Genomic DNA, 22,031 nt, shown 5'->3' with positions numbered 1-22,031 from the left:
GCGCTCACCACCTCCGGGCCGGATCCGCGCCGCCCGGGAGTCTGCCGCACCCCACCCCGAACATCGCCGTAAAGGGGCGATTTCGGCCAACCGCCTGCCGTGCGGGCCCCGCGTGGGCCATCCTCATGCCCATGACCTCCGAGCAGCAGCCGCCTGCAGCCGCCGACTCCCGCCCGTCCCGGGGCCTGGTCCTCGCCGTCGTGGCCGTTCTGGCCGTGCTGCTCGCGGTGGTGGCCACCGTCCTGCTCTGGCCCGAGGAGCGCAAGCCCGCCGCAGCGCCGCCCCCGCCCACCCCCACGGCCACCCCGACGCCCACGCCCACTCCGACACCCACCCCGACCAAGGCCCCGCCGTACGCCTTCTTCCCGGTCGGCGCCTGCTTCGACCACCCCCAGCTCAGCCCGGTGATCACCAAGGCCGAGGAGCGCCCCTGCACCGGCGAGCACGACGGCCAGGTGATCGCCGACCTGAAACTGGCCGACGGCCTCACCGGCGAGATCCCGATCGCACTCGCCATGCGCGAGGGCTGCAAGGAGGCCGAGGCCGCCGCCAAGGCCCGCCAGAACGACGGGAAGACGTACTACGGCCGCCAGTTCGGCCCCGCCCAGGCCAACTACCAGCAGGGCTGGCGGGACTACACCTGCACCCTGACGGCCTCCAACAAGCAGGGCGGCCCCAAGCTCACCGGCAACCTGCGCTGACAGCCTCTATCGTGGCGCCATGTCGAACCACGCCCTCGCCGAGCGTCACCGTCTCGCCGAACTCCTGGCCGCCGCCGGGCCGGACGCCCCCACCCTCTGCGCCGGGTGGACCACCCGCGACCTCGCCGCCCACCTGGTGATCCGCGAGCGCCGCGCCGACGCGGCGGCCGGCATCCGGGTCGGCGCCCTCGCCGACTGGACCCACCGGGTGCAGTCGGCGTACGCCGAGCGCCCGTACGAGGAACTGCTGAAGCTCTTCCGCTCCGGCCCGCCGGTGTTCTCGCTGTTCGCCCTGCCCGGCGCGGACGAGGCCGCGAACACCGTCGAGTACTACGTGCACGCCGAGGACGTCCTGCGGGCCGCCGACGACTGGACGCCCTCCCCGGTGCCCGCCGGCCGCGCCGAAGCCCTGTGGCGCCGACTGCCGCTGCTGGCCCGCCTGGAAGCCGGCCGCCGCTCCCCCGTCCGCCTGACCCTGAACCGCCCCGACGGCCAGTCCCTCACCATCGGCCCCGCCGGCTCCCCCACCGTCCACCTCACCGGCGAACCGGGCGACCTGGTCCTCTTCACCTACGGCCGCGGCGCCCACACCACCCTCACCGTGGACGGCTCCCCCGACGCCCTCGAAGCCCTCCGCCACGTCCTGCCGCTGCCTTAAAGAGAGAAAAAAAATGATGCGCTGCCCCTCGGAACACCGAGGGGCAGCGCTCGACGACCCAAGACCAAGAGGAATGGGAGGAGATCGGAAACTCCCCGCGGCTATCAGCTCCGCCACGAGTCGAGGGAGACGCTCGGTCCATTGGTCAGATAACTGATCAGGGCATCCCTGGTAGTGGAGACGAATTCCTCCGGTACGGCACCGACGTCGACCCAGGCAACGTCCGAGTGCTTGGCGGGTTCCCCGTTCGCGAGTTCACCGGACCACCGGTGGGCGGCGAAAACTACGGTCAGGAAGCCGTTGGGAGCCTCGACGCCGCGAGCACCGTGGATGACGTGGGCGAGTTGCAAGTCCGCGGCAGCGACGACGAGCCCGGTCTCCTCCCTGAGTTCGCGAACCGCCGTCTCCGTGATCGGCTCGCCTGGTTCGTTCTTGCCGACCGGCAGATCCCACAGGCCCTGCGCGAACTTGGCCCGGGGCCCCCGCCGGAGAAGAACGACACGTTGAGCTTCAAGGTCATGGACGATGACGGCGGCGACCAACAGGGTCATCGACTCCGTGGCGGGCTTGAGAGCAGTCGTCTGATCAGCGGTCGGCTGGGCCACTCGGTCGGGTCCTTCCTGCGGTGCGGCTGTCATGTCAGTGCCTCACGTGTTCGGCGTTCCAGATCTACGGCTCCAGGAACACCACGTCTACGGTAGATCGCCAAGCAAGGGCGGATTGAGGAAATCGCCTTTCTCGTCCGATCCGAGGTCATGCCAGCCATGAGGCCGAGCGCACATCCCCAGGCTGCGACCGCCTCGTCCGCTCGGGCTTGAACAGCCAAGCTGTCACCCAGGTCTGCGTAGGTGAGGGCGTGAACCCGCTTGTACTTCTCGGCATCCCAACGAATCAGCGCGGCACGGTGCTGCTGTTCGGTTCCTGCGTGGTCCCCGAGGTCGGTGAGGGTTCGGGCAGTGTGGCTGGCGACAGTACCGACCGCAGGGCCACTGACGAACGAGAAACTGGGCTGCGGGTCGCCGTCTCGGACGAGGGCGTTCTCTGCGGCGAGGAGTGCCTTGGCTGCAGCGGGCTTGTCACGGGTGGCGGCGAAAGCACGAGCGTGAGTGATGTGAAGAAGCGCCTCGGTCTTTCCATCAACCCGACCAACGCTCCGAGCGAGTGCATTCTCGATCAGCGCCGCACAGTGGTGGGGCTGCTTGAGACTGAGCGCCTGATGGGCCAGGGTGCGCATCATCCATCCGGCGTGACCATGCGGATCCGACTCCACAGCGAGTTGGTAACCGACCTGGTAGTAGCGCTGGGCGGCGCCTTCTTGGCCGAGGTCGTGGTGTTTCCATCCAGCAAGGTAGGCAAGTTCGGCCACGGCTCCGAAGGCGTGCCGCCGCACACTTTCGTTGGGGAAGCGGCCGTTGAGCATCGGGGCTGCCGTGTCGGCCAGGTAGGCGGTCACGGTGGTCAGCCCATGCCCGCCGCCGAGTCGTTCGTCTGCCGCGCTGAACGCGGCAGTGATCTGCCGAACGACCTCAACTTCTTCAACACCGATGCGAGCCAAGCCGGTCCGGGCCCTCATCAGACGCGAGATGGGCTCAGGATCGTAGAGCAGCGGCATGGCTACACCGGCAGTTGTGAATGCAGCGACAGCCAGAAAGGTGCGGCGCTCGACATCTGCACGGCCGAGGTTGGCAACCGCCTCGACCGGATCACTACTCACCGCCAAGGACTCTTCCGGGGTGGCGAAGCCGAGTTCGGCAAGGGTGACCCGGCGCCCGGACCGGCGGGAGAGCGCCTCTGCGATGTAGTGGCCGACTTGCCCGGCCGGCTGCGCGCCGTTGATCCAGTGGGCCACGGCGGACTTGTTGGTGAGGAGCATCTCTCCGTTCTCCGCACCGATGCACCGCACAACACGGGCTAACGCCTCATAGGTCCATCCGCCCGCTGAAATCGTCTCCCTGAGGCGGTGATTGGGTTCCCTGCGTGTGGCCACGATCGATCCCCTGAGGTCGAGCTGTAAACCGCGTAAACCACTCTACGTGTCGACAGGCATACCGATCGTGTTGTTGGGCCGGTTCACTGGATTCGAGCCTGCCAGGGCCATCGAGTCCTGTCGCTCCGAAGGTCGAACCACCGTGCGGTTGCTCATCGCCGCGCCGATCAACGCCCCAGTCCGGGAGGGCTGATGAACACCGACGACTGCGCTGTACTCCCGATGCCGAAGTCCCAAGAGGTGCAACCGACCACGGCTGCGGTGAGATTCGCCCGACTGTGGGTGGTGCATGTGGCTCGGTCCTGGCCGGAACTCCTCTCCGAGAAGTCGCTGCGGGACGTGGAGTTGTGCGCCGACGAGTTGCTGGCCAACGCCGTTGAGCACACCGGAAAGCGCTGCCGCGTCACGGTCCGGTGGACCGGAGTCCGCCTCCGGGTCGAGGTCGCGGACAGGAGTCCGCAGCCGCCAGTGAGGAGCGCGGCGGACGACATGGCCACCGGCGGCCGCGGCCTGCTCCTGGTGGAGGCGCTGGCCCACTCCTGGGGCTGGTACCCCTCGGAGGAGGGCAAGGTGGTCTGGTTCGAGGCGGCGCCCGACCAGGTCGTGACGGTCGACTCGCGGCTCGCCGCATCAATCCTTCCGGCTCACGTTCATGCCCGGCCGGGAGTCGCGGTGAGCGCTCCTTCCGCCTTGTCTCGGTACGAGATCCGCCTGATCGACTCCCGAAGCCCCCATTTCTTCCTGCTGGAGTGCTGGGGGATCTACGACCGCGAACAGCACGGGTACGTACGCGTTCCTGGCTCCTCGGACCGGATCAGACGCTTCTACACCAAGTCGGCTGCCCAGTCCCAGCTGCGCCACTCAGACACCTGACGGTCGAGGAGGAAAAGTGCACAGCCTGATCGCAAGTCCGTTCCTCAAAAGCTTCGTTGTGCTGCAACCGGGTCGGCTGGAGGGCATCAAGCTGCCCGAACAACGGTTCCGGGAGCTGGAGCGCGCCCACGGCTCCGGGGCCGATCTCCCGTTCTGGCTCGCGAGCGCCGCCCGCGCCCGCTGGGGCACCGAGCTGGCGATCCGACCAACGAGTGAAGCCGTTCTGATCCGTGACTCCCCGATGTACGGACACAGTCGCGCGAGTTGGGAGATCAACCTCGGCTGCGATCTCGACTGTGAGCACTGCTACCTCGGAGAAAAGCGGTTCGCCGGCCTGGACTGGAAGGGCAAGCGCCGCCTGCTGCTGACCCTGCGGGACGCCGGGATCCTGTGGCTCCAGATCACAGGTGGCGAGGCGCTGATCGACCCGCATTTCACCCCTTCGTGTCAGCTCGCGCACGATCTCGGGATGATGATCGAGGTCCTGACGAACGGCACCCGACTATCGAGCCCCGCCACCGTGGAGGCGCTCGCCGCCGGCAGGCCATACAGAGTCACCGTCTCCCTCTACGGGGCGACCGTGGAGACGTACGACTCGTTCACCCGTCGGCGGGGCGCCTTCAAACGGGTCACACGGGGGCTGGCCGCCGGAATCGAGGCCGGCCTTCCCTTGCAACTGGCGTTGATCGTCACCGCGCAGAACGCGCACGAGCACGACCGGATGCGCGAAATGGCGGACGAACTCGGGCTTCCCTACCGGGAGTACACCCACATGTCGCCGACGATCTACGGCGGCGCCGAATCGCTTGCGAGCCAGTCACCGGCTCACCTGAAGCCGCTTGAACGGTTCGCGGGCTGCAACGCAGGACACACCTTCCTGCACGTCGACCCGCACGGGCAGGCCTCAATGTGCAAGGTCGGCCGAGACGAGCAGATCGATCTCATGGCCGAGGGCGTTCGCGGCCTCGGCCGGCTCGGCGGAATCGCCGACCGCCTCATGCTTCGCACCGGTGGATGCTCCGGCTGCCAGCTCTCCGAGAAGTGTTCGGTGTGCCGGCCGCTGGCCAAGCGCTACCAGGAGGCGAAGGCACCACTGAACACCTACTGCCAGCACGGACAGAAGGGAAACGCAGGATGACCGCTGTCATGGTCGAGATGACCGCCACCCGTACGGAGAGGGACGAGGACGAGATCTCGTTCATCGACGACATGGAGGACTTCGGCGCCGGCGCCCTCCCCGGGTGCAGCGACGACAATCCGTACCGCTAAGGCGCAACCCCGGAGGCCGACGGCTGTGGCGCCGTTGGCCTCCGGGCTGACTCTGGGAGCCTGTAAGCCGTGACCACCACCCGCATCCACTGGGCAGACCTACCCGAATCCGTTCGCCTGGCCGTCGCCGCCCGTCTCGGAGCACGAGTCCTCACCGCGGAGACCATCTCGGCGGGCTTCAACTCCGAGATCGCCGTCGAGCTCACCACCACAGAGGGTCGCGCGTTCATCAAGGGCATGCAGCTGAGCCACCCGCGTGTGTGGACCCAACGGCGGGAGGCGGCTGTCAACCCCTACCTTCAAGGCCTCGCCCCCAGGGTGCTGTGGCACGCGGAGGTCGACGGCTGGAGTCTGCTCGCTTTCGAATACATCGAGGGGCGCCACGCCGACTACCGGGACGCCGGAGACCTGGAGCTGATGGTCGACACCCTCAGCCGGCTCGGCCGTACACCGTGCCCCCCGATCGAGCTACGCCGGGCCGAGCAGCGATGGGCAGCCTACGTGGACGAACCCAGGATGCTGTCCCGGTTCCGGGGGGACGCCCTGTTGCACACCGATCTGAACACCGAGAACGTTCTCGTTCACGGAGGCGGGGTTCTCCTGGTCGATTGGGCGTGGGCGACCTGTGGGGCTTCCTGGATTGACCCCGCTCTGTGGGTGATCTGGTTGATTGCGGCCGGGGGCCACCGTCCAGCTGCGGCGGAAGCGTGGGCGGCCAGGGTTCCGAGTTGGTCGACCGCCGATCCGACGGTGGTGGACGTCTTCGCGCAGGCTCAGGCCCGGATGTGGGCCGAGATCGCCGGAGACGATCCGGACCCGTGGACCGATGGTCTGAACCGGGCGGCTCAGCTGTGGGCCCGTTTCCGGGGGCGCGGCTGAGGTCTCCCGGCCGCGCTCCCCGGCTGCGGATGTCAGTGGGCGGGTGCAGACTCGCAGAGGGTCGGGGAGGGTGCGTGTGCGCGCCCGACGGGACCCGTCCTGGTCACGTCTTCCGTCGAAGGGGCACCACCTCATGCTCACCACCGACTTTCCGGCCGGCGCGCCCTGCTGGATCGATCTCGGCAGCCCGGACATCCCCGCCACGGCCGAGTTCTACGGCAAGGTCTTCGGCTGGACGTTCCGGTCCGGCGGCCCGGAGGCGGGCGGCTACGGCTTCTTCCAGTCGGACGGCAGGACGGTCGGCGCCGTCGGCCCGCTCGACGAGGGTGACGAGCCGACCTGGACGACGTACTTCCGTACGGCCGATGTGAACGCCACCGCGCAGGCCGCCGAGCAGGCGGGCGGTTCGGTCCTGGTCCCGCCGATGGACGTCATGGGCGAGGGGTGGTTCGCCCAGTTCGCCGACCCGCAGGGGGCCAGGTTCGCGGTCTGGCAGCCGGGCCGGACCACCGGCCTGGACGTGGTGTCGGAGGACGGCACCCTGGTCTGGGCCGAGTTGCACACCGCTGACCCGGGCGCCGGGTTCGGCTTCTACCAGGCGCTGTTCGGCTGGCGGGTGGAGAACTTCGAGCCGGCCCCGGGCATGAGCTACCGGGTGGTCTCGACCTCCGAGGGCGACCAGCGGGCCACGGCCTTCGGTGGCATCGCCCCGACCATGCAGCCGGGCCAGCCCTCCGCCTGGACGCCGTACTTCGCCGCCGGCGACGTGGACGCGGTGATCGCGAAGGCGACGGCGGCCGGCGGCTCGGTGCTGATGCCCGCGGAGAGCGTGCCGAACGTCGGCCGGCTGGCCTGGCTGGCGGACCCGCACGGCACGCCGTTCGCGCTGATCAAGGGCGAGCCGCCGCAGGCCTGAGAACGCGGGAGGGCCCGCCGTTCCGAAGCCGGGACGGCGGGCCCTCAAGCCGTACGGACGGTCACCGCACCGGGTGCCCGGCCTCCCGCAGCGCGTCCTTGACCTGCCCGATCCGCAGGTCCCCGAAGTGGAAGACGCTCGCGGCGAGCACCGCGTCCGCCCCCGCCTCGACGGCCGGCGCGAAGTCGGCGAGCTTGCCGGCGCCGCCGGAGGCGATGACGGGCACGGAGACGGTCTTGCGGACGGCCCGGATCATCTCCAGGTCGTAGCCGTCCTTGGTGCCGTCGGCGTCCATCGAGTTGAGCAGGATCTCGCCGGCCCCGAGTTCGGCCGCGCGCCCGGCCCATTCGACGGCGTCGAGGCCGGTGCCCTTGCGCCCGCCGTGGGTGGTGACCTCGTAGCCGGACGCGGTCTCGGTGCCGGGGGGGCAGCGCCGGGCGTCCACGGACAGCACCAGGACCTGCCGCCCGAACCGCTGGGCGATCTCGCGGACCAGCTCCGGCCGGGCGATGGCGGCGGTGTTGACGCCGACCTTGTCGGCGCCGGCCCGCAGCAGCTTGTCGACGTCCTCGACGGCGCGGATGCCGCCGCCGACGGTGAGCGGGATGAAGACCTGTTCGGCGGTGCGGCGGACCACGTCGTAGGTGGTTTCCCGGTCGCCGGAGGAGGCGGTGATGTCGAGGAAGGTCAATTCGTCGGCGCCCTCGGCGTCGTAGAGCTTGGCCATCTCGACCGGGTCGCCGGCGTCGCGCAGGTTCTGGAAGTTGACGCCCTTGACCACCCGCCCGGCGTCGACGTCCAGGCAGGGGATGACACGTACGGCGAGGGTCACGGCTGGTTGCCTTCCAGGGTCTTTGCCAGCCCGGCACGATAGGCGTCGAGCTCGACCTCGACCATCATCCGGGAGTCGATCAGCCCGTCGACCACCACCATGGTGGCCACCGGGCGGGCGGCGTCGAAGAGTTGGTGGTGGGCGCGGCCCACCTCCTCGGCGTCGCGGGCGTGGGTGATGTACATCCGGGTGCGGACCACGTCGTCCGCCGTCAGACCGTACGCGGCGAGGGCGTTGAGCCCGACGCCGAACGCGGCGAGGGTCTGCCGGTAGGGGTCGCCCTCGTGCTCGATCCGGCCGTCCACCCAGGCGGTGGAGCCGGCCACGTGCACGTGGTCTCCCGCGGCGACCGCCCGCGAGTAGCCGAACTGGTCCTCCCAGGGGGAGAATCCGCCGACCCTGCCACGTACGATCCGACGTTCCGTCATCCTGAAACCGCCTCCAGGGCCTCTTCGAGGGTGAACTTCTGCTCGTAGAGTGCCTTGCCCACGATGGCGCCCTCGACACCCGCACCGACCAGGCCGGCGATGGCACGCAGGTCGTCGAGCGAGGAGACGCCGCCGGAGGCGACGACGGGGCGGTCGGTGGCGGCGCAGACGTCGCGCAGCAGCTGCAGGTTGGGGCCGGTCAGGGTGCCGTCCCGGTTGACGTCGGTGACGACGTAGCGGGCGCAGCCCTCCTGGTTGAGCCGCTCCAGCACCTCGAAGAGCTGGCCGCCGTCGCGGGTCCAGCCGCGGCCGCGCAGGGTGGTGCCGACGACGTCCAGGCCGACGGCGATCTTGTCGCCGTGCTCGGCGATGGCCTTGGCGACCCACTCGGGGGCTTCCAGGGCGGCGGTGCCGAGGTTGACCCGGGTGCAGCCGGTGGCGAGCGCGTTGGCGAGCGACTCGTCGTCGCGGATGCCGCCGGACAGCTCGACCTTGATGTCGAGGCGGCCGGTGACCTCGCGCAGCAGCTCGTAGTTGGTGCCGGTGCCGAAGGCGGCGTCGAGGTCGACCAGGTGCAGCCATTCGGCGCCGGCGTTCTGCCAGGCGAGGGCGGCGGCGAGGGGTTCGCCGAAGGAGGTCTCGGTGCCGGAGGCGCCCTTGACCAGGCGGACGGCCTGGCCGTCCCGGACGTCGACGGCGGGAAGCAGTTCGAGGCGGCTCATAGTCACAACTCTTCCAAGCTCAGAGGGTGTTGACCCAGTTGGTCAGGAGGGCGGCGCCGGCGTCGCCGGACTTCTCGGGGTGGAACTGGGTGGCCCAGAGCGGGCCGTTCTCGATGGCGGCGACGAAGGGCTGCCCGTGGGTGGCCCAGGTGACGAGCGGGGCGTGGATCCGTGCGCTGTGGGTCTCCAGCTCCCAGTGCCGCACACCGTAGGAGTGCACGAAGTAGAAGCGGGTCTGCGGGTCGAGGCCGGCGAACATCCGGCTGCCCTCGGGCACGTCCACGGTGTTCCAGCCCATGTGCGGGATGACGGGGGCGTCCAGCGGCTCGACGACGCCGGGCCACTCGTCGCAGCCGGCCGTCTCCACCCCGTGCTCGACCCCCTTCTCGAAGAGGATCTGCATGCCGACGCAGATGCCCATGACGGGGCGGCCCCCGGCGAGCCGGCGGCCGATGATCCAGTCGCCCCGGACGGACTTCAGGCCGCGCATGCAGGCCTCGAAGGCGCCGACGCCGGGGACGAGCAGGCCGTCCGCGTTCATCGCGGTGTCGTAGTCGGAGGTGACGGTGACGTCCGCCCCGGTCCGTTCGAGCGCGCGCTGCGCGGAGCGGAGGTTGCCCGACCCGTAGTCGAGGACGACGACGTTCTTGCCCATGTTCAGGTGTCCAGTCTCTCTGCTGCGGGTCTACAGACGCATGATGCCGGAGGCCAGGCACATGACCGAGCCGAACGCGAGCACCAGGATGACGCCCTTGGGCAGCTTCTGCTTCCAGAACGAGATCACGCCGCCGGCCAGGAAGAGGCCGACGAAGATGAGGGCGAGGGCCGCCTTGCTCACAGTGCACCCTTGGTCGAGGGGAGGATTCCGGCCGCGCGCGGGTCGCGCTCGGCGGCGTAGCGCAGGGCTCGGGCGAGCGCCTTGAACTGGCATTCCACGATGTGGTGGGCGTTGCGCCCGTACGGCACGTGGACGTGCAGGGCGATCTGCGCCTGGGCCACGAAGGACTCCAGGATGTGCCGGGTCATCGTGGTGTCGTACGAGCCGATCATCGGCGCCATGCGCTCGGGCTCGGTGTGCACCAGGTACGGCCGGCCGGAGAGGTCGACGGTGACCTGGGCGAGCGACTCGTCCAGCGGCACCGTGCAGTTGCCGAAGCGGTAGATGCCGACCTTGTCGCCGAGCGCCTGCTTGAAGGCGGCGCCGAGCGCGAGGGCGGTGTCCTCGATGGTGTGGTGGGTGTCGATGTGCAGGTCGCCGTCGGTCTTGACGGTGAGGTCGAAGAGACCGTGGCGGCCGAGCTGGTCGAGCATGTGGTCGTAGAACCCGACGCCCGTGGAGATGTCGGTCTTCCCGGTGCCGTCGAGGTCGATCTCGACCAGGACCGCGGTCTCCTTGGTGGTGCGTTCGACGCGTCCGATGCGGGACATACGGGTTACAGCTCCTTGATCACGGTTCGAACGGCGTCCAGGAAGGCGTCGTTCTCTGCGGGCGTGCCGGCGGTGACGCGCAGCCACCCGGGGACGCCGTTGTCACGGACCAGGACGCCCTGGTCGAGGATGGCCTGCCAGACGGCGTGGGTGTCGGCGAAGCGGCCGAACTGGACGAAGTTGGCGTCCGAGTCGGTGACCTCCAGGCCGAGCCCGCGCAGCGCGTCGACCAGCCGGTCGCGCTCCTCCTTGAGCCGGCCGACGTACCCGAGCAGGGTGTCGGTGTGCTCCAGGCAGGCCAGCGCGGTGGCCTGGGTGACGGACGACAGGTGGTACGGCAGGCGGACCAGCTGCACCGCGTCCACCACGGCCGGGTCGGCGGCCAGGTAGCCCAGGCGCAGTCCGGCCGCGCCGAAGGCCTTGGACATGGTGCGGGAGACCACCAGGTTGGGGCGGCCCTCGATGAGCGGCAGCAGCGAGGCCCGGTGCGAGAACTCGACGTAGGCCTCGTCGACGACGACCAGGCTGGGCCCGGCGGCCTGCGCGGCCTCGTAGAGCCGCAGCACGGTGTCGGCGGCGACGGCGGTGCCGGTCGGGTTGTTCGGCGAGCAGATGAAGACCACGTTCGGCCGGTGCTCGGCGATCGCGCCGAGGGCGGCGTCCAGGTCGATGGTGAAGTCGTCGCGCCGCGGGCCGGAGATCCACTCGGTGCCGGTGCCCCGGGAGATCAGCGCGTGCATCGAGTAGGAGGGCTCGAAGCCGAGCGCGCTGCGGCCGGGGCCGCCGAAGGTCTGCAGCAGCTGCTGGAGCACCTCGTTGGAGCCGTTGGCGGCCCAGACCTGCTGCCGGGTGACGGCGAAGCCGGTGGTCCGGCCGAGGTACGCGGCGAGGCCTTCGCGCAGTTCGACGGCGTCCCGGTCGGGGTAGCGGTTGAGGTTGCGGGCGGCCTCGGCGACGCGCTCGGCGATCCGGGCGACCAGCTCCTCGGGGAGCGGGTACGGGTTCTCGTTGGTGTTCAGCTGGACGGGCACGTCCAGCTGCGGCGCGCCGTACGGGGACTGGCCGCGCAGCTCGTCGCGGATGGGGAGGTCGTCGATCCGGGTCACCCGAGTCGCACCAGCCACCGGAGTCGCACCAGCCTCAGAAGTAACAGGAGTCACAGGATTCACAGCAGTCACGATCCCGGCACCGTCCAGTCGAAGCGCGCCTTGATCGCGTCGCCGTGCCCGGGCAGGTCCTCCGCGTTGGCGAGGTTGACCACGTGCGCGGCGACGTCCGCGAGCGCGTCCCGGTCGTACTCGACGACCTGGACGCCGCGCAGGAAGGTCTGCACGGACAGGCCGGAGGAGTGGCAGGCGCAGCCGCCGGTGGGCAGCACGTGGTTGGAGCCGGCCGCGTAGTCGCCCAGCGAGACCGGCGTCCAGCGGCCGATGAAGACGGCGCCCGCGTTGACGACCCTGGCGGCCGCCGCGTGCGGGTCCCGGGTCTGGATCTCCAGGTGCTCGGCCGCGTAGGCGTTGACCACGGCGAGGCCCTGCTCCAGGTCGTCGACCAGGATGATCCCGGACTGCCGGCCGCCCAGCGCCTCGGCGACCCGCTCGCTGTGCTTGGTCCTGGCGACCTGGACGGCGAGTTCCGCCTCGACCGCGTCGGCCAGCGCCGGCGAGTCGGTGACGAGCACCGAGCCGGAGGTCGGTCCGTGCTCGGCCTGGCTGATCAGGTCGGCGGCCACGTCGGAGGGCAGCGCGCTGTCGTCGGCGAGGACGGCGATCTCGGTCGGACCGGCCTCCGAGTCGATGCCGATCCGGCCGGCGAAGAAGCGCTTGGCGGCGGCCACGTAGATGTTGCCGGGGCCGGTGACCATGGTGACCGGCGCGCACTCCTCGGTGCCCAGCGCGAACATCGCCACGGCCTGGGCGCCCCCGACGGAGTACACCTCGTCCACGCCGAGCAGCGCGCAGGCCGCCAGGATGGTCGGGTGGACGCGGCCGTCGAACTCCTTCTGCGGCGGCGAGGTCACCGCGATGCCCTGGACGCCCGCCTCCTGGGCCGGCACCACGTTCATCACCACGGAGGACGGGTAGACCGCCAGCCCGCCCGGCACGTACAGGCCGACGCGCTCCACGGGCACCCAGCGCTGGGTGACGGTGCCGCCCGGCACCACCCGGGTGGTGTGCTCGGTGCGGCGCTGGTCGGCGTGCACGGCGCGGGCCCGGCGGATCGACTCCTCCAGCGCGGCCCGCACCTTCGGGTCCAGCGTCTCCAGGGCCTCGGTCAGCTGCTCGGCCGGGACGCGGGTCGACTCCAGCCGGACGCCGTCGAAGCGCTCGGTGATCTCGATCACGGCCGCGACCCCGCGATGGCGTACGTCCTCGGCGATCGGCCGCACCTTCTCCAGGGCGGCCGCCACGTCGAACTCGGCACGGGGCAGCAGGTCACGCGGGTCGTCCAGCGAGCCGCGGAGGTCGATTCGAGAGATCACGCCACCCAGTGTAAGGAGTGGCCGGAACCCCTGGTCCCGCATTTCAGTCCGTGATACGAAAGGCGAGACGACCGGGGGGACGGGGAAAACCATGCTGGAGCACGCCCCGGAGGGCTGGACCGACACGGAGCGTGAGCTCTGGGAGGCCTTCCGTCGCGGCAACGTCTTCGACCGGCGCAGTGGCGACGCCGCCTCCGACGACCCCTTCGGGGACGCCGTCTGGGGCCCCGGGCGGACCGTCCGGGCCCGGGTCCTCGCCCATCTGCTGCTGGCCGGCCCGGCCGCCACCACCGGGCGGGTCGCCTCGCTGCGGCTCAACGGCGTGCTGGTCACCGGCGCGCTCAACCTGGCCGGCGGCGCCATCGGCCACTACGTCGAGCTCCGCGAGTGCCGTTTCGAGCGCAAGATCCTCATCTCGGAGGCCTCGGCCTCGACGCTGCGCTTCGTCACCTGCCTGATCCCCCGCCTGGAGGCCTCCCGGCTCACCACCACCGGCGACCTCCACCTGGCCCGCTGCCGGATACCCGAGGGCGTACGGCTCACCGACGCCAAGGTCGGCACCGACCTGCTGCTCAACCAGACCGTCCTGGGCGGCGACCGCTACGGCCGCGCGCTGTCCGCCGACGGCCTGGCCGTCCACCAGGACTTCGAGGCCGAACGCGTGGACGTGGAAGGCGAGTTGAGCCTCCGTACGGCCCGGATAGGCGGGCGGCTGTCGCTGCGCGGCGCCCAGCTGCGCGCCGTCCCGCAGAACCGCACCTGCCTCAACGCCGTCCGGCTCACCGTCGGCCACACCCTCTACCTGACCAGCTCCGCCGACGGCGGCTGGTTCGGCTCCCGCAGCTACTACGGCTCCGGCTACGGCCAGAACCCGCCGCCCGGCGCCCCCAGCACCCCGTTCCGCGCCTTCGGCCGGGTCCGGCTCTCCGACGCCCGCTTCGAGAGCGCCTGCCTGATCTCCGGCGAGTTCCACCTGGAGGGCGACGACGAGCTCTCGCTGCGCCGCATCCACACCCCCGAGCTGCGGTTCACCTGCCGGGTCCGCCCCACCGGCACCGTCTCGCTCTCCCGCGCCCGGGTCGGCAACCTCGTCGACAGCCCGGACGCCTGGCCGCGCGGCCGCCACCTGGGCCTGACCGGCTTCGTCTACGAGGTGCTGCGCCCGGTCGGGCCCTTCAGCGTCCAGCAGCGGATCGCCTGGCTGGAGGGCTCCTCGGTGGACTTCCAGCCCGAGTCCTACGAGCAGCTCGCCGCCGCCCTGCGCCGCGACGGCGCCGACGACGACGCCCGCGAGGTGCTGTACGCCAAGCAGCGCCGCCGCCACCGGACCCTCCCGCTGCCCGCCCGGATCTGGGGCCGGGTCCAGGACGCCACCGTCGGCTACGGCTACCGCCCCGGCCGGGCCGGCCTGTGGCTGCTGCTCGCCTGGGCCCTGGGGAGCGTGTGGTTCGCCACCCACCCGCTGGAGCCGCTGAAGGCCGACGAGCACCCGCACTGGAACCCGGTGCTGTACACGTTCAGCCAGCTCGTCCCGGTCGTCGAGCTCGGCCAGCAGGGCTGGAACCCCGGGGGCCTCAGCCAGTACGTCTCCGCCGGGCTGGTGATCGTCGGCTGGCTGCTCGCCACCACCGTCGTGGCCGGCGCCACCCGCATGCTGCAACGGGGCTGACCGCCCCCAGGGCCGCCCCGAGGACCGCCCTGGGGCCCGCCCTGGGGCCCGCCCTCGGGCACAACCCCGACGCGCCGCGACCGCGCGGGGAACTACGCTGTCCGCCGTGACAGAACGGCTGCCGCTCTTCCCGCTGAACAACGTGCTCTACCCGGGCCTCGTGCTGCCCCTGAACGTCTTCGAGGAGCGTTACCGCCGTCTCGTCGCCGACCTGCTCCAGCTACCGGCCGACACACCGCGCCGCTTCGGCGTGCTCGCCATCAAGGACGGCCGCGAGGTCTCCCCGGTCCGCCCCGACGAGGGCCCGGCCGGGCCGCTCGACGGCCTCGGCACCGCCACCGGGGACCCGCTGGAGGCGATGTTCCACATCGGCTGCGTCGCCGACGTCGCCTCCGTCCAGGAGCAGCCCGACGGCCGCTACGAGCTGCTGGTCACCGGCACCACGCGGTTCCGGCTCCGCTCGGCGGACGTCTCCGGCCCGTACCTGACCGGCGAGGCCGAACTCGTCGAGGAACAGCCCGGCGAGGGCTCCGGCGCCCTCGCCGCCGAGGTCGAGCGGGCCTTCCGGGTCTACCAGAAGCGCCTCGCCGGGGCCCGCGAGGCCAGCACCGTCGGGCGCCAGGAGCTCCCGGACGACCCGCAGGTGCTCTCCTACCTGGTCGCCGCCGCCTCGGTGTTCGAGACCCCGGTCAAGCAGCAGCTGCTGGCCTGCCCCGACACCGCCGAGCGGCTGCGCACCGAACTCGACCTGCTGCGCCGCGAGAGCTCCGTGCTCAGCTGGCTGCCGTCGCTGCCCGCCGTCGACCTCACCCGCCAGTCGTTCAGCCCCAACTAATCCGGCCGATCCGGAAGACCCGCACGGCGAAGAAGGAGCCGCACATGGCGAAGAAGCCGAAGAAGGGCGGGCAGGGCACCCCCGCCACCGTCGCCCTGGAGACCGCCGCCGTCCCGTTCACCGTGCACGCCTACGAGCACGACCCGGCCGCCGCCTCCTACGGCGGCGAGGCCGCCGAGGTCCTGGGCGTCGCCGCCGAGCGGGTCTTCAAGACCCTGGTCGCCGACGTGGACGGCGTGCTCACCGTCGGCGTGGTCCCGGTCGCCGGGCAGCTCGACCTCAAGGCCCTCGCCGCCGCCGTCGGCGGCAAGCGCGCCGCCATGGCCGACCCGGCGGCCGCCGAGCGAAGCAGCGGCTACGTCCTCGGCGGCATCTCCCCGCTCGGCCAGCGCCGCCCGCTGCGGACCGTGGTCGACGCGAGCGCGCTCGCCCACCCCACCGTCTACGTCTCCGGCGGGCGCCGCGGCCTGGAGGTCGAACTCGCCCCGGCCGACCTGGTCACCCTGACCGGCGCCCGCACCGCACCGATCGCCCGCTGACCCCGGCCGACGGGCCCACCCGCGGGTGGGCCCGGGCCTGGGCGGTCAGCCCTGCCCGCGCTCCCCCGGCCGCGCGGCGTCCTCCGGCCTCGCACCGTCGTTCGGCCGCGCGACGCCGTCCGCCCGAGCACCGTCGTTCGGCCACGCGACGCCGTCCGCCCGAGCACCCCCGTCCGCCCGCACGGCGTCCTCCGGCCGCGCAGCGCCCTCCGCAGGGGCCTGCGGCGCAGCCGCCCCGTACGGCCCGGCCCAGTACGGCGGCGGGTCCTCCTCGCGCTTGCCGAACGCCGCCGACAGCGCCAGCAGCACCACCATCGCCGCCATCGGCCACACCAGCAGCGCCCCCAGCGCGCCGAGGTCGATGCTCGCGTCGAAGTGCCCACCGTTGCCGACCCGCCGGGCTTCGGCGATCAGGTCGTTGCTGGGGCCGAGCCAGCGCCCGAGCCGCCAGGCGCCGAGCGAGCCGAGCAGCCCGCCGACCATCAGTCCGAGCGCGACCGCGATGCCGCCGCCGCGCTGCCGGGTGGCCAGGAAGGCCCCGAGCGCGGTCAGCAGGCCGGCGCCGAGCGCGATCAGGGCGAAGACCGCGTCGGCCCCCGCCCGCTGTTCGCCTTCGGGGTCGGCGTAGAGGATGCGGTCGCCGTCGACGACCAGCGGCACCTTGGGCGCGAGCCAGACCCACAGCCCCGCCATCACCAGTCCGACCGCGATGCAGGCCAGTACCGTGCCCGCGCCGAGCCGCAGCTCGGGCAGCAGCCGCTCCTTGAGCGTGGGGCCCGGCGACTGGGCGACCGCGAGGCCCGCCGGCGGCGGGGTCCCGGCGTCGGGGGCGGGCGGCGGCGCGTACGGATCGGGGGTGATGTCCGGCACCGCGTCCGCGTCGGCGCGGGTGGGGTCCGGAGGCGTGTTCGGTACGGTCACGGACCCCATCGTTTCACGATCGCGGCCGGGACGAGCCGTCGCCCGTGCCTCCCGGAATCCGAACCCCGTGCCTCGCGGAACCCGAACCCCGTGCCTCCCGGAGCCGGCACGTCAGGACGCCCCCTACCGGGAGACGGCCCGCCGGTAGGCCCAGGTGGCGATCGCCAGCGACACCACGCCGACGCCCGCGCAGACGGCGAGGTCGCCCGCGATCAGCGCCCAGTCCGGGTCGGGTTCGAAGGTCCGGGCGAAGGCCTCGACGCCGTACGTGGAGGGCAGCAGGTCGCGCAGCCACAGGACGGGCTGCGGGAGGTGGTCGACGGGCAGCACGCCGAGCAGCAGCGCCGCCGACATGCCGAGCTGCCCGAGCATGGTGGCGATCTCCTGGCGGGGCGCGAGCAGTCCGCAGGCGGCCCCGAGCCCGGACAGGGCGGCTCCGGCCAGCGGGACGACGGCCAGCAGCACCCACAGCTGCCCGAGCGGCAGCCCGAACATCACGGCGCCGAAGGCCGCGGTGAGGACCGTCCCGGGCAGCGTGAACGAGGCGTAGGCGGCGGCCGCCCCGAGCACCACGGAGGCGGCGGGTACGGGCAGCGTCGCGTAGTGGTCGAGTCCGCCGGTGGCCCGCAGCTTCCCGAAGTACTGGGCGAGCAGGTTGAGGGCGACGAACGCCACCACCAGGACGCTGGACCCGGCGACCACGGACCGCGCGGCCGAGGTCTGCCCGGCGTCCACCACGCCCCGCATCATCACGAGGATGCCGACGGACTGGAAGGTGGCGACGAACAGCAGCGGGATCCGCGCCACCCGGGCCCGGGCGAGCTGCGCCCGGTAGACGGCGGCGAGGGCGGGCAGCAGCCGGGCCGCGGGGGCGAGCGGGGCGGGGGTGCCGCCGGTCGCGGGGGCGGTGGCCTGCGGCGGCACCGAGAGCAGCGTCACTTGGCCAGTCCTCCGTGGCGGCCCCCGAGCTTGAGGTAGGCGTCCTCAAGGCTCGGGGTGGCGAGGGTGAAGTCGTCGAGGGCGGCGAAGGCCGGGCCGGTGGTGACGGCGGCGACCAGTTCGCGGGCCTGTTCGGGGGTGGTGCGGACGGTCCAGCGGCGGCCGGTGCGTTCGGCCCGTTCGGCGAGTGCGGCGACGGCGGGGACGGCGAGCGGCGCCTCGTCCCGCCAGACCAGGTCGAGCCGGACGTCGCCGTCGACGAGGGCCTTGAGCCCGCCGGGGGTGTCGCAGGCGATGACCCGCCCCTCGTCGATGACGGCGACCCGGTCGAGCACGGTCTCGGCCTCGATGACGTTGTGGGTGACGAGCAGGACGGTGGCGCCGCGTTCGGTGCGGCGCCGGTCGACGGCGGTCCAGACGGCCCGCCGGGCGACGGGGTCCATGCCGGTGGTGGGTTCGTCGAGGACGAGCAGCGGCCGTTCCCCGACGAGGGCGGCGGCGACGCAGGCGAGTCGGCGCTGGCCGCCGGAGAGCTTGGCGAGCGGCCGCTGGGCGAGGGGTTCGAGCCCGAGTTCGGTGAGGACGTCGGCGGCTTCGGCGCGGGCCCGGGCCCGGGTGAGGCCGCGCAGCCGTCCGGTGGTCTCGGCGGCGAGCGCGACGGTCAGTTCGTCGAGGGCGCTGGATTCCTGGCCGAGGTAGCCGAGCAGCCGGGCGGCCCGTTCGGGGTGGCGGACGATGTCGTGGCCGAGGAGTTCGACGGATCCGGAGTCCGGGCGCAGCAGGCCGGTGAGCTGGCGGACGAGGGTGGACTTGCCGGCTCCGTTGGGTCCGAGCAGCCCGAAGATCTCGCCCTGGCGGACGGTGAGGCTGATCCCGTCGTTGGCCCGGATCTCGCCCGCGGCGGCTCCGCGCCCGGTGCGGTAGGTCCTGACGAGGTCGCGCACGGCGACGCACGGCGGGGTGTTCTGGGGTACTCGCCCTGCCGACTCGGTCACGACCGAAGACTTTACGCGTTCGCACGGGCGAACCGGACAAGGGGGCCTGATCACCGAAAACCGGCGCGCGGTACGCCGGGTCCAACCCGGCCCGTTCGCCCGTCAGTCGTCCACGACCACCATCGATCCGCCGGGCACCCGCACCGCCAGTTCCTTCCAGAATCCGGCCCGGATGGCGTAGCGGTCGTGTTCGTCGATCTGGTCGTCCTTGTGCGCGAGCAGTCCGAAGCGGGCGGCGTAGCGGAGGAGTTCGCCGTCGACCCGGTGCGGGATGCGGGGGTAGTCGGGCCAGAGCACGGTGAGCCGTTCGACGTCGCCCAGCCGGTCGCTCCAGCGGCGGGCGAAGACCTGGCCGACTTCGTGGGCGTCGCCGCCGATGGAGGTGATGTCCTCCTCGCGGTCGGCCCAGCGCTGTTCGGCGGTGGTGAGCTGGGCGAGGGTGGGGAGGGTGTCGCCGGCGGTGACGGCGGGTTCGGGGGCGGGGCGGTCGACCCAGCCGCGGTCGGAGGACCAGCGCAGGACGGGGCCGGCCTGTCCGGCGGCGCCCGTCGAGCCGACGGCCTGCCCGTTGGTGCCGTGCCCGTTCGCCTGCCCGTTCGCCTGCCCGTTCAGGAGCCCGTTGGCGCCGTGTCCGTTGGCGCCGTGCCCGTTGACGAGCCCGTTGCCGCCGTGCCCGTTCGCGAGTCCGGTGCCGCCGTGGCCGTTGACCGCCGGGGTGACGGCGGGGGTGCGCCCGGCGAGGTCCTTGGGGGTGGGGACGACCTTGAGCGCGGCGGCGGGCTGGGGCCGCCCCGCCGCTGGAACCGCCCCTGGGACAGCGCCCGGGACGGCGCCGAGGGCGGAGGCCCCGACGGCGGCGGGGACGGTGGCCGGGGCGACGGCGGCCGGCCGGACGACCGGGGGCGCCACGACCGGCGCCGCGGCGGGTGCCACCGCGGGCGGGCCGACGGGCGGGGCGGCGAGGATCTTGGCGATCTCCTGGCGGGCGCCGGGCGCCGGGAAGACGTTGGCGTTGTCCCGGAGGCTGAAGGAGCCCTCGATCCACTCGCGGTCGAGCACTCTTCGCTCGTCGGCCTCGCCGACCAGGTCCTCGGACTGGTTGAAGTCGCCGTCGGCGGCCTGGAGCGCCCACAGGTGGACGGCCACGCCGTGTTCCTTGGCGGTCATCATGCCGGGCAGCAGGTCGCCGTCGCCGGTGATCAGGACGACGTCGGCGCAGGCCCGGTTGCGGGCGAGCTCGGAGAGTTCGGCGTGCATGGCGGCGTCCACGCCCTTCTGCACCCAGCGCCCTTCGGCGCGGGTGAGGGCGCCGAGCCGCACGGTGACGCGGGGCAGGACGCGCAGCCGGCGGTGTTCGGGCATCGGGCGCCGGTCGGGGGCGGCGTCGAACCAGTAGATGCGCAGCAGCGGCAGTCCGGTCTCGGCTTCGGCGCGTTCGCGCAGCGCGGTGATCAGCGCGGTGTGGTCGACGGTGACTCTGGAACGGGATGGGTCACCGGCGAGCAGGCTGGCGGCGGCGCCCAGCAGGTATCCGGCATCCACCAGGACGACACAGCGGTCCATCGCGCACCTCTTTCCACTCGCCCTCGTGTGGGGGGTCGGGCCGGGTGGGCGCGGATCCGCCCGTCGTCCGGGCGTGGTGGGGTGAGGGGCCCCCGTGGCCGCCCGAGCGTTGGGTCACCTTTTCCCCCTGGTTCGCGCGCCGAACCTCGACGGATGTCGCGGTACCGCAACGGCAAGCCCAACGGAACGCAAAGGCGGGCCCCGTTCAACGACGGGGCCCGCCCTTGGTCACGCCGGGTGGTGCGAGCGGGCGCACGCCCTGCGTGCGAGCGCCTGCGGCCCGGCGGGGCCGGGTGTCAGCCCTTGAGCTCGGCGGCGACCAGCTCGGCCAGCTGGACGGCGTTGAGCGCGGCGCCCTTGCGCAGGTTGTCGTTGGACACGAACAGCGACAGGCCGTGCTCGACGGTCTCGTCGGCCCGGATGCGGCCGACGTAGCTCGGGTCCCGGCCGGCGGCCTGGAGCGGGGTGGGGATGTCGGACAGCTCGACGCCGGGGGCGGCGGCGAGCAGTTCAGCGGCGCGCTCGGGGCTGATCGGGCGCTCGAAGCGGGCGTTGATCTGGAGCGAGTGGCCGGAGAAGACCGGGACGCGCACGCAGGTGCCGGCGACCTTGAGGTCCGGGATGCCGAGGATCTTGCGGCTCTCGTGGCGGAGCTTCTGCTCCTCGTCGGTCTCGTTGGAGCCGTCCTCGACGATGGAGCCGGCCAGCGGCACCACGTTGAAGGCGATCGGGCGCTGGTAGACCTTGGGCTCGGGGAACTCGACGGCGGAGCCGTCGTGGGCGAGCGCGGCGGCGCCGTCGACGACCTTGGCGGCCTGGTCCTGGAGTTCGGCCACGCCGGCCACGCCGCTGCCGGAGACGGCCTGGTAGGTGGAGACGACGAGCGCGGCGAGGCCGGCCTCCTCGTGCAGCGGGCGCAGCACGGGCATGGCGGCCATGGTGGTGCAGTTCGGGTTGGCGATGATGCCCTTGGGCCGGTCGGCGATGGCGCCGGGGTTGACCTCGGAGACGACCAGCGGGACGTCGGGGTCGCGGCGCCAGGCGGAGGAGTTGTCGATGACGACGGCGCCGGCCGCGGCGGCCTTGGGGGCGAGGGCCTTGGAGGTGGAGCCGCCGGCCGAGAAGATCACGATGTCCAGGCCCGTGTAGTCGGCCGTGGCCGCGTCCTCGACGGTGACCTCGGTGCCCTGCCAGGGCAGGGTGCGTCCGGCCGAGCGGGCCGAGGCGAACAGCCGCAGCTGCTCGACCGGGCCCAGTCCGCCTTCACGGCCGGCGCGCTCCGCCAGGATCTCGCGGACCACTGTGCCGACCTGGCCGGTGGCCCCGACAATGCCGATCTTCATTCCGACTACTCCTCTGGATGGTGCTGTCTACAGCCGCACTCTGCCCATCATG

Annotated in this window: 25 protein-coding genes; 10 read left to right on the top strand and 15 right to left on the bottom strand. The window is 72.1% G+C overall.

Translation table 11 applies throughout. The features are described from left to right. Positions 1–131: 131 nt before the first annotated feature. Together ACIQVZ_RS17745 and ACIQVZ_RS17740 are read left to right on the top strand one after the other, a co-directional pair. Positions 132–701 carry a hypothetical protein gene (locus ACIQVZ_RS17745; RefSeq protein WP_402450893.1) on the top strand — a complete coding sequence of 190 codons (570 nt, stop codon included), beginning with the start codon at positions 132–134 and terminating at the stop codon, positions 699–701. A 19-nt stretch (positions 702–720) separates the two neighbouring features. Beyond that, positions 721–1,359, top strand: a complete 639-nt coding sequence (locus ACIQVZ_RS17740; protein WP_402450891.1) for a TIGR03085 family metal-binding protein — start codon at positions 721–723, stop codon at positions 1,357–1,359. A gap of 104 nt (positions 1,360–1,463) precedes the next feature. Here ACIQVZ_RS17740 and ACIQVZ_RS17735 read toward each other — a convergent pair whose 3' ends face one another. Continuing rightward, positions 1,464–1,964: an NUDIX domain-containing protein gene (locus tag ACIQVZ_RS17735; protein WP_402450890.1), complete on the bottom strand. Its 501-nt coding sequence runs from the start codon at positions 1,962–1,964 to the stop codon at positions 1,464–1,466. Positions 1,965–1,993: 29 nt separating this feature from the next. After that, positions 1,994–3,346: a tetratricopeptide repeat protein gene (locus tag ACIQVZ_RS17730; protein ID WP_402450888.1), complete on the bottom strand. Its 1,353-nt coding sequence runs from the start codon at positions 3,344–3,346 to the stop codon at positions 1,994–1,996. Between the two features lie 192 nt (positions 3,347–3,538). Between ACIQVZ_RS17730 and ACIQVZ_RS17725 the strand changes: the two genes are divergently transcribed. The 5 genes from ACIQVZ_RS17725 (at position 3,539) to ACIQVZ_RS17705 (ending at position 7,283) form a co-directional block, all read left to right on the top strand. Then, a complete protein-coding gene (locus ACIQVZ_RS17725; protein ID WP_402450885.1) occupies positions 3,539–4,219 on the top strand; it encodes an ATP-binding protein in 681 nt (226 codons plus the stop codon). A gap of 16 nt (positions 4,220–4,235) precedes the next feature. Next, entirely contained in the window at positions 4,236–5,357 is a 1,122-nt protein-coding gene (locus ACIQVZ_RS17720; protein WP_402450883.1) for a radical SAM protein, read from the top strand. After that, positions 5,354–5,488: a hypothetical protein gene (locus ACIQVZ_RS17715; RefSeq protein WP_402450881.1), complete on the top strand. Its 135-nt coding sequence runs from the start codon at positions 5,354–5,356 to the stop codon at positions 5,486–5,488. Before ACIQVZ_RS17720 ends, ACIQVZ_RS17715 begins: the two co-directional genes overlap by 4 nt. Before the next feature lie 69 nt (positions 5,489–5,557). Next, the gene (locus ACIQVZ_RS17710) at positions 5,558–6,367 is read left to right on the top strand and encodes an aminoglycoside phosphotransferase (protein ID WP_402450878.1); all 810 of its coding nucleotides are present in this window, start codon (positions 5,558–5,560) and stop codon (positions 6,365–6,367) included. Between the two features lie 133 nt (positions 6,368–6,500). Beyond that, positions 6,501–7,283, top strand: coding sequence for a VOC family protein (locus ACIQVZ_RS17705; RefSeq protein WP_402450877.1), 783 nt, complete (start codon positions 6,501–6,503; stop codon positions 7,281–7,283). 61 nt (positions 7,284–7,344) lie between these two features. On the opposite strand, the gene hisF is transcribed toward ACIQVZ_RS17705, so the two are convergent. The 8 genes from hisF to hisD form a co-directional block, all read right to left on the bottom strand. Further along, entirely contained in the window at positions 7,345–8,115 is a 771-nt protein-coding gene (gene hisF / locus ACIQVZ_RS17700) for an imidazole glycerol phosphate synthase subunit HisF (protein ID WP_063347178.1), read from the bottom strand. Next, positions 8,112–8,543, bottom strand: coding sequence for a RidA family protein (locus ACIQVZ_RS17695; protein ID WP_402450874.1), 432 nt, complete (start codon positions 8,541–8,543; stop codon positions 8,112–8,114). The genes hisF and ACIQVZ_RS17695 overlap by 4 nt, the downstream gene beginning before the upstream one ends. Continuing rightward, positions 8,540–9,265 (bottom strand): bifunctional 1-(5-phosphoribosyl)-5-((5-phosphoribosylamino)methylideneamino)imidazole-4-carboxamide isomerase/phosphoribosylanthranilate isomerase PriA, encoded by a 726-nt coding sequence (gene priA / locus ACIQVZ_RS17690; protein ID WP_350885736.1) that lies wholly within the window; start codon positions 9,263–9,265, stop codon positions 8,540–8,542. The genes ACIQVZ_RS17695 and priA overlap by 4 nt, the downstream gene beginning before the upstream one ends. 19 nt (positions 9,266–9,284) lie before the next feature. Then, on the bottom strand, positions 9,285–9,920 hold the full coding sequence (gene hisH / locus ACIQVZ_RS17685) for an imidazole glycerol phosphate synthase subunit HisH (RefSeq protein WP_350885738.1): 636 nt from the start codon (positions 9,918–9,920) through the stop codon (positions 9,285–9,287). A gap of 30 nt (positions 9,921–9,950) precedes the next feature. After that, positions 9,951–10,103, bottom strand: coding sequence for a hypothetical protein (locus ACIQVZ_RS17680; protein WP_350885740.1), 153 nt, complete (start codon positions 10,101–10,103; stop codon positions 9,951–9,953). Further along, positions 10,100–10,693 carry an imidazoleglycerol-phosphate dehydratase HisB gene (gene hisB, locus ACIQVZ_RS17675; protein ID WP_350885742.1) on the bottom strand — a complete coding sequence of 198 codons (594 nt, stop codon included), beginning with the start codon at positions 10,691–10,693 and terminating at the stop codon, positions 10,100–10,102. The genes ACIQVZ_RS17680 and hisB overlap by 4 nt, the downstream gene beginning before the upstream one ends. Before the next feature lie 5 nt (positions 10,694–10,698). Then, a complete protein-coding gene (locus tag ACIQVZ_RS17670; RefSeq protein WP_350885744.1) occupies positions 10,699–11,799 on the bottom strand; it encodes a histidinol-phosphate transaminase in 1,101 nt (366 codons plus the stop codon). Positions 11,800–11,867: 68 nt separating this feature from the next. Then, complete coding sequence (hisD, locus tag ACIQVZ_RS17665) at positions 11,868–13,175, bottom strand: histidinol dehydrogenase (protein ID WP_402450871.1); 1,308 nt, start codon at positions 13,173–13,175, stop codon at positions 11,868–11,870. 91 nt (positions 13,176–13,266) lie between these two features. Here hisD and ACIQVZ_RS17660 point away from each other — a divergent pair, with 91 nt between their 5' ends. The 3 genes from ACIQVZ_RS17660 to ybaK all read left to right on the top strand — a co-directional run bounded on the left by ACIQVZ_RS17660 (position 13,267) and on the right by ybaK (position 16,218). Further along, the gene (locus ACIQVZ_RS17660; protein WP_402450869.1) at positions 13,267–14,844 is read left to right on the top strand and encodes an oxidoreductase; all 1,578 of its coding nucleotides are present in this window, start codon (positions 13,267–13,269) and stop codon (positions 14,842–14,844) included. A 106-nt stretch (positions 14,845–14,950) separates the two neighbouring features. After that, a complete protein-coding gene (locus ACIQVZ_RS17655) occupies positions 14,951–15,679 on the top strand; it encodes an LON peptidase substrate-binding domain-containing protein (protein ID WP_350885750.1) in 729 nt (242 codons plus the stop codon). A gap of 44 nt (positions 15,680–15,723) precedes the next feature. Beyond that, entirely contained in the window at positions 15,724–16,218 is a 495-nt protein-coding gene (gene ybaK, locus ACIQVZ_RS17650; RefSeq protein ID WP_402450866.1) for a Cys-tRNA(Pro) deacylase, read from the top strand. A gap of 45 nt (positions 16,219–16,263) precedes the next feature. On the opposite strand, the gene ACIQVZ_RS17645 is transcribed toward ybaK, so the two are convergent. From ACIQVZ_RS17645 to ACIQVZ_RS17625, 5 genes are all read right to left on the bottom strand, one after another. After that, positions 16,264–17,139, bottom strand: a complete 876-nt coding sequence (locus ACIQVZ_RS17645) for a hypothetical protein (protein WP_402450863.1) — start codon at positions 17,137–17,139, stop codon at positions 16,264–16,266. A 123-nt stretch (positions 17,140–17,262) separates the two neighbouring features. Further along, a complete protein-coding gene (locus tag ACIQVZ_RS17640; protein ID WP_063347189.1) occupies positions 17,263–18,078 on the bottom strand; it encodes an ABC transporter permease in 816 nt (271 codons plus the stop codon). After that, positions 18,075–19,073: an ABC transporter ATP-binding protein gene (locus tag ACIQVZ_RS17635; RefSeq protein ID WP_350885754.1), complete on the bottom strand. Its 999-nt coding sequence runs from the start codon at positions 19,071–19,073 to the stop codon at positions 18,075–18,077. Before ACIQVZ_RS17635 ends, ACIQVZ_RS17640 begins: the two co-directional genes overlap by 4 nt. A gap of 102 nt (positions 19,074–19,175) precedes the next feature. Then, a complete protein-coding gene (locus tag ACIQVZ_RS17630) occupies positions 19,176–20,636 on the bottom strand; it encodes an NYN domain-containing protein (RefSeq protein WP_402450861.1) in 1,461 nt (486 codons plus the stop codon). 296 nt (positions 20,637–20,932) lie between these two features. Continuing rightward, entirely contained in the window at positions 20,933–21,979 is a 1,047-nt protein-coding gene (locus ACIQVZ_RS17625; RefSeq protein WP_350885758.1) for an aspartate-semialdehyde dehydrogenase, read from the bottom strand. Positions 21,980–22,031: the final 52 nt, after the last annotated feature.

The organism is Kitasatospora sp. NPDC098663 (assembly GCF_044760075.1).
In the GTDB taxonomy this organism is placed as follows: domain Bacteria; phylum Actinomycetota; class Actinomycetes; order Streptomycetales; family Streptomycetaceae; genus Kitasatospora.
The sequence above is the reverse complement of the archived record's forward strand: the minus strand, read 5'-3'. Positions and strand labels throughout refer to the sequence as shown.

Bases quoted from the DNA above. Each gene is read 5' to 3' on its own strand.
- ACIQVZ_RS17745 (WP_402450893.1), top strand. From the start codon at position 132: ATGACCTCCGAGCAGCAGCCGCCTGCAGCCGCCGACTCCCGCCCGTCC.
- ACIQVZ_RS17740 (WP_402450891.1), top strand. From the start codon at position 721: ATGTCGAACCACGCCCTCGCCGAGCGTCACCGTCTCGCCGAACTCCTG.
- ACIQVZ_RS17725 (WP_402450885.1), top strand. From the start codon at position 3,539: ATGAACACCGACGACTGCGCTGTACTCCCGATGCCGAAGTCCCAAGAG.
- ACIQVZ_RS17715 (WP_402450881.1), top strand. From the start codon at position 5,354: ATGACCGCTGTCATGGTCGAGATGACCGCCACCCGTACGGAGAGGGAC.
- ACIQVZ_RS17705 (WP_402450877.1), top strand. From the start codon at position 6,501: ATGCTCACCACCGACTTTCCGGCCGGCGCGCCCTGCTGGATCGATCTC.
- ACIQVZ_RS17695 (WP_402450874.1), bottom strand. From the start codon at position 8,543: ATGACGGAACGTCGGATCGTACGTGGCAGGGTCGGCGGATTCTCCCCC.
- priA (WP_350885736.1), bottom strand. From the start codon at position 9,265: ATGAGCCGCCTCGAACTGCTTCCCGCCGTCGACGTCCGGGACGGCCAG.
- hisH (WP_350885738.1), bottom strand. From the start codon at position 9,920: ATGGGCAAGAACGTCGTCGTCCTCGACTACGGGTCGGGCAACCTCCGC.
- hisB (WP_350885742.1), bottom strand. From the start codon at position 10,693: ATGTCCCGCATCGGACGCGTCGAACGCACCACCAAGGAGACCGCGGTC.
- ACIQVZ_RS17660 (WP_402450869.1), top strand. From the start codon at position 13,267: ATGCTGGAGCACGCCCCGGAGGGCTGGACCGACACGGAGCGTGAGCTC.
- ybaK (WP_402450866.1), top strand. From the start codon at position 15,724: ATGGCGAAGAAGCCGAAGAAGGGCGGGCAGGGCACCCCCGCCACCGTC.
- ACIQVZ_RS17630 (WP_402450861.1), bottom strand. From the start codon at position 20,636: ATGGACCGCTGTGTCGTCCTGGTGGATGCCGGATACCTGCTGGGCGCC.
- ACIQVZ_RS17625 (WP_350885758.1), bottom strand. From the start codon at position 21,979: ATGAAGATCGGCATTGTCGGGGCCACCGGCCAGGTCGGCACAGTGGTC.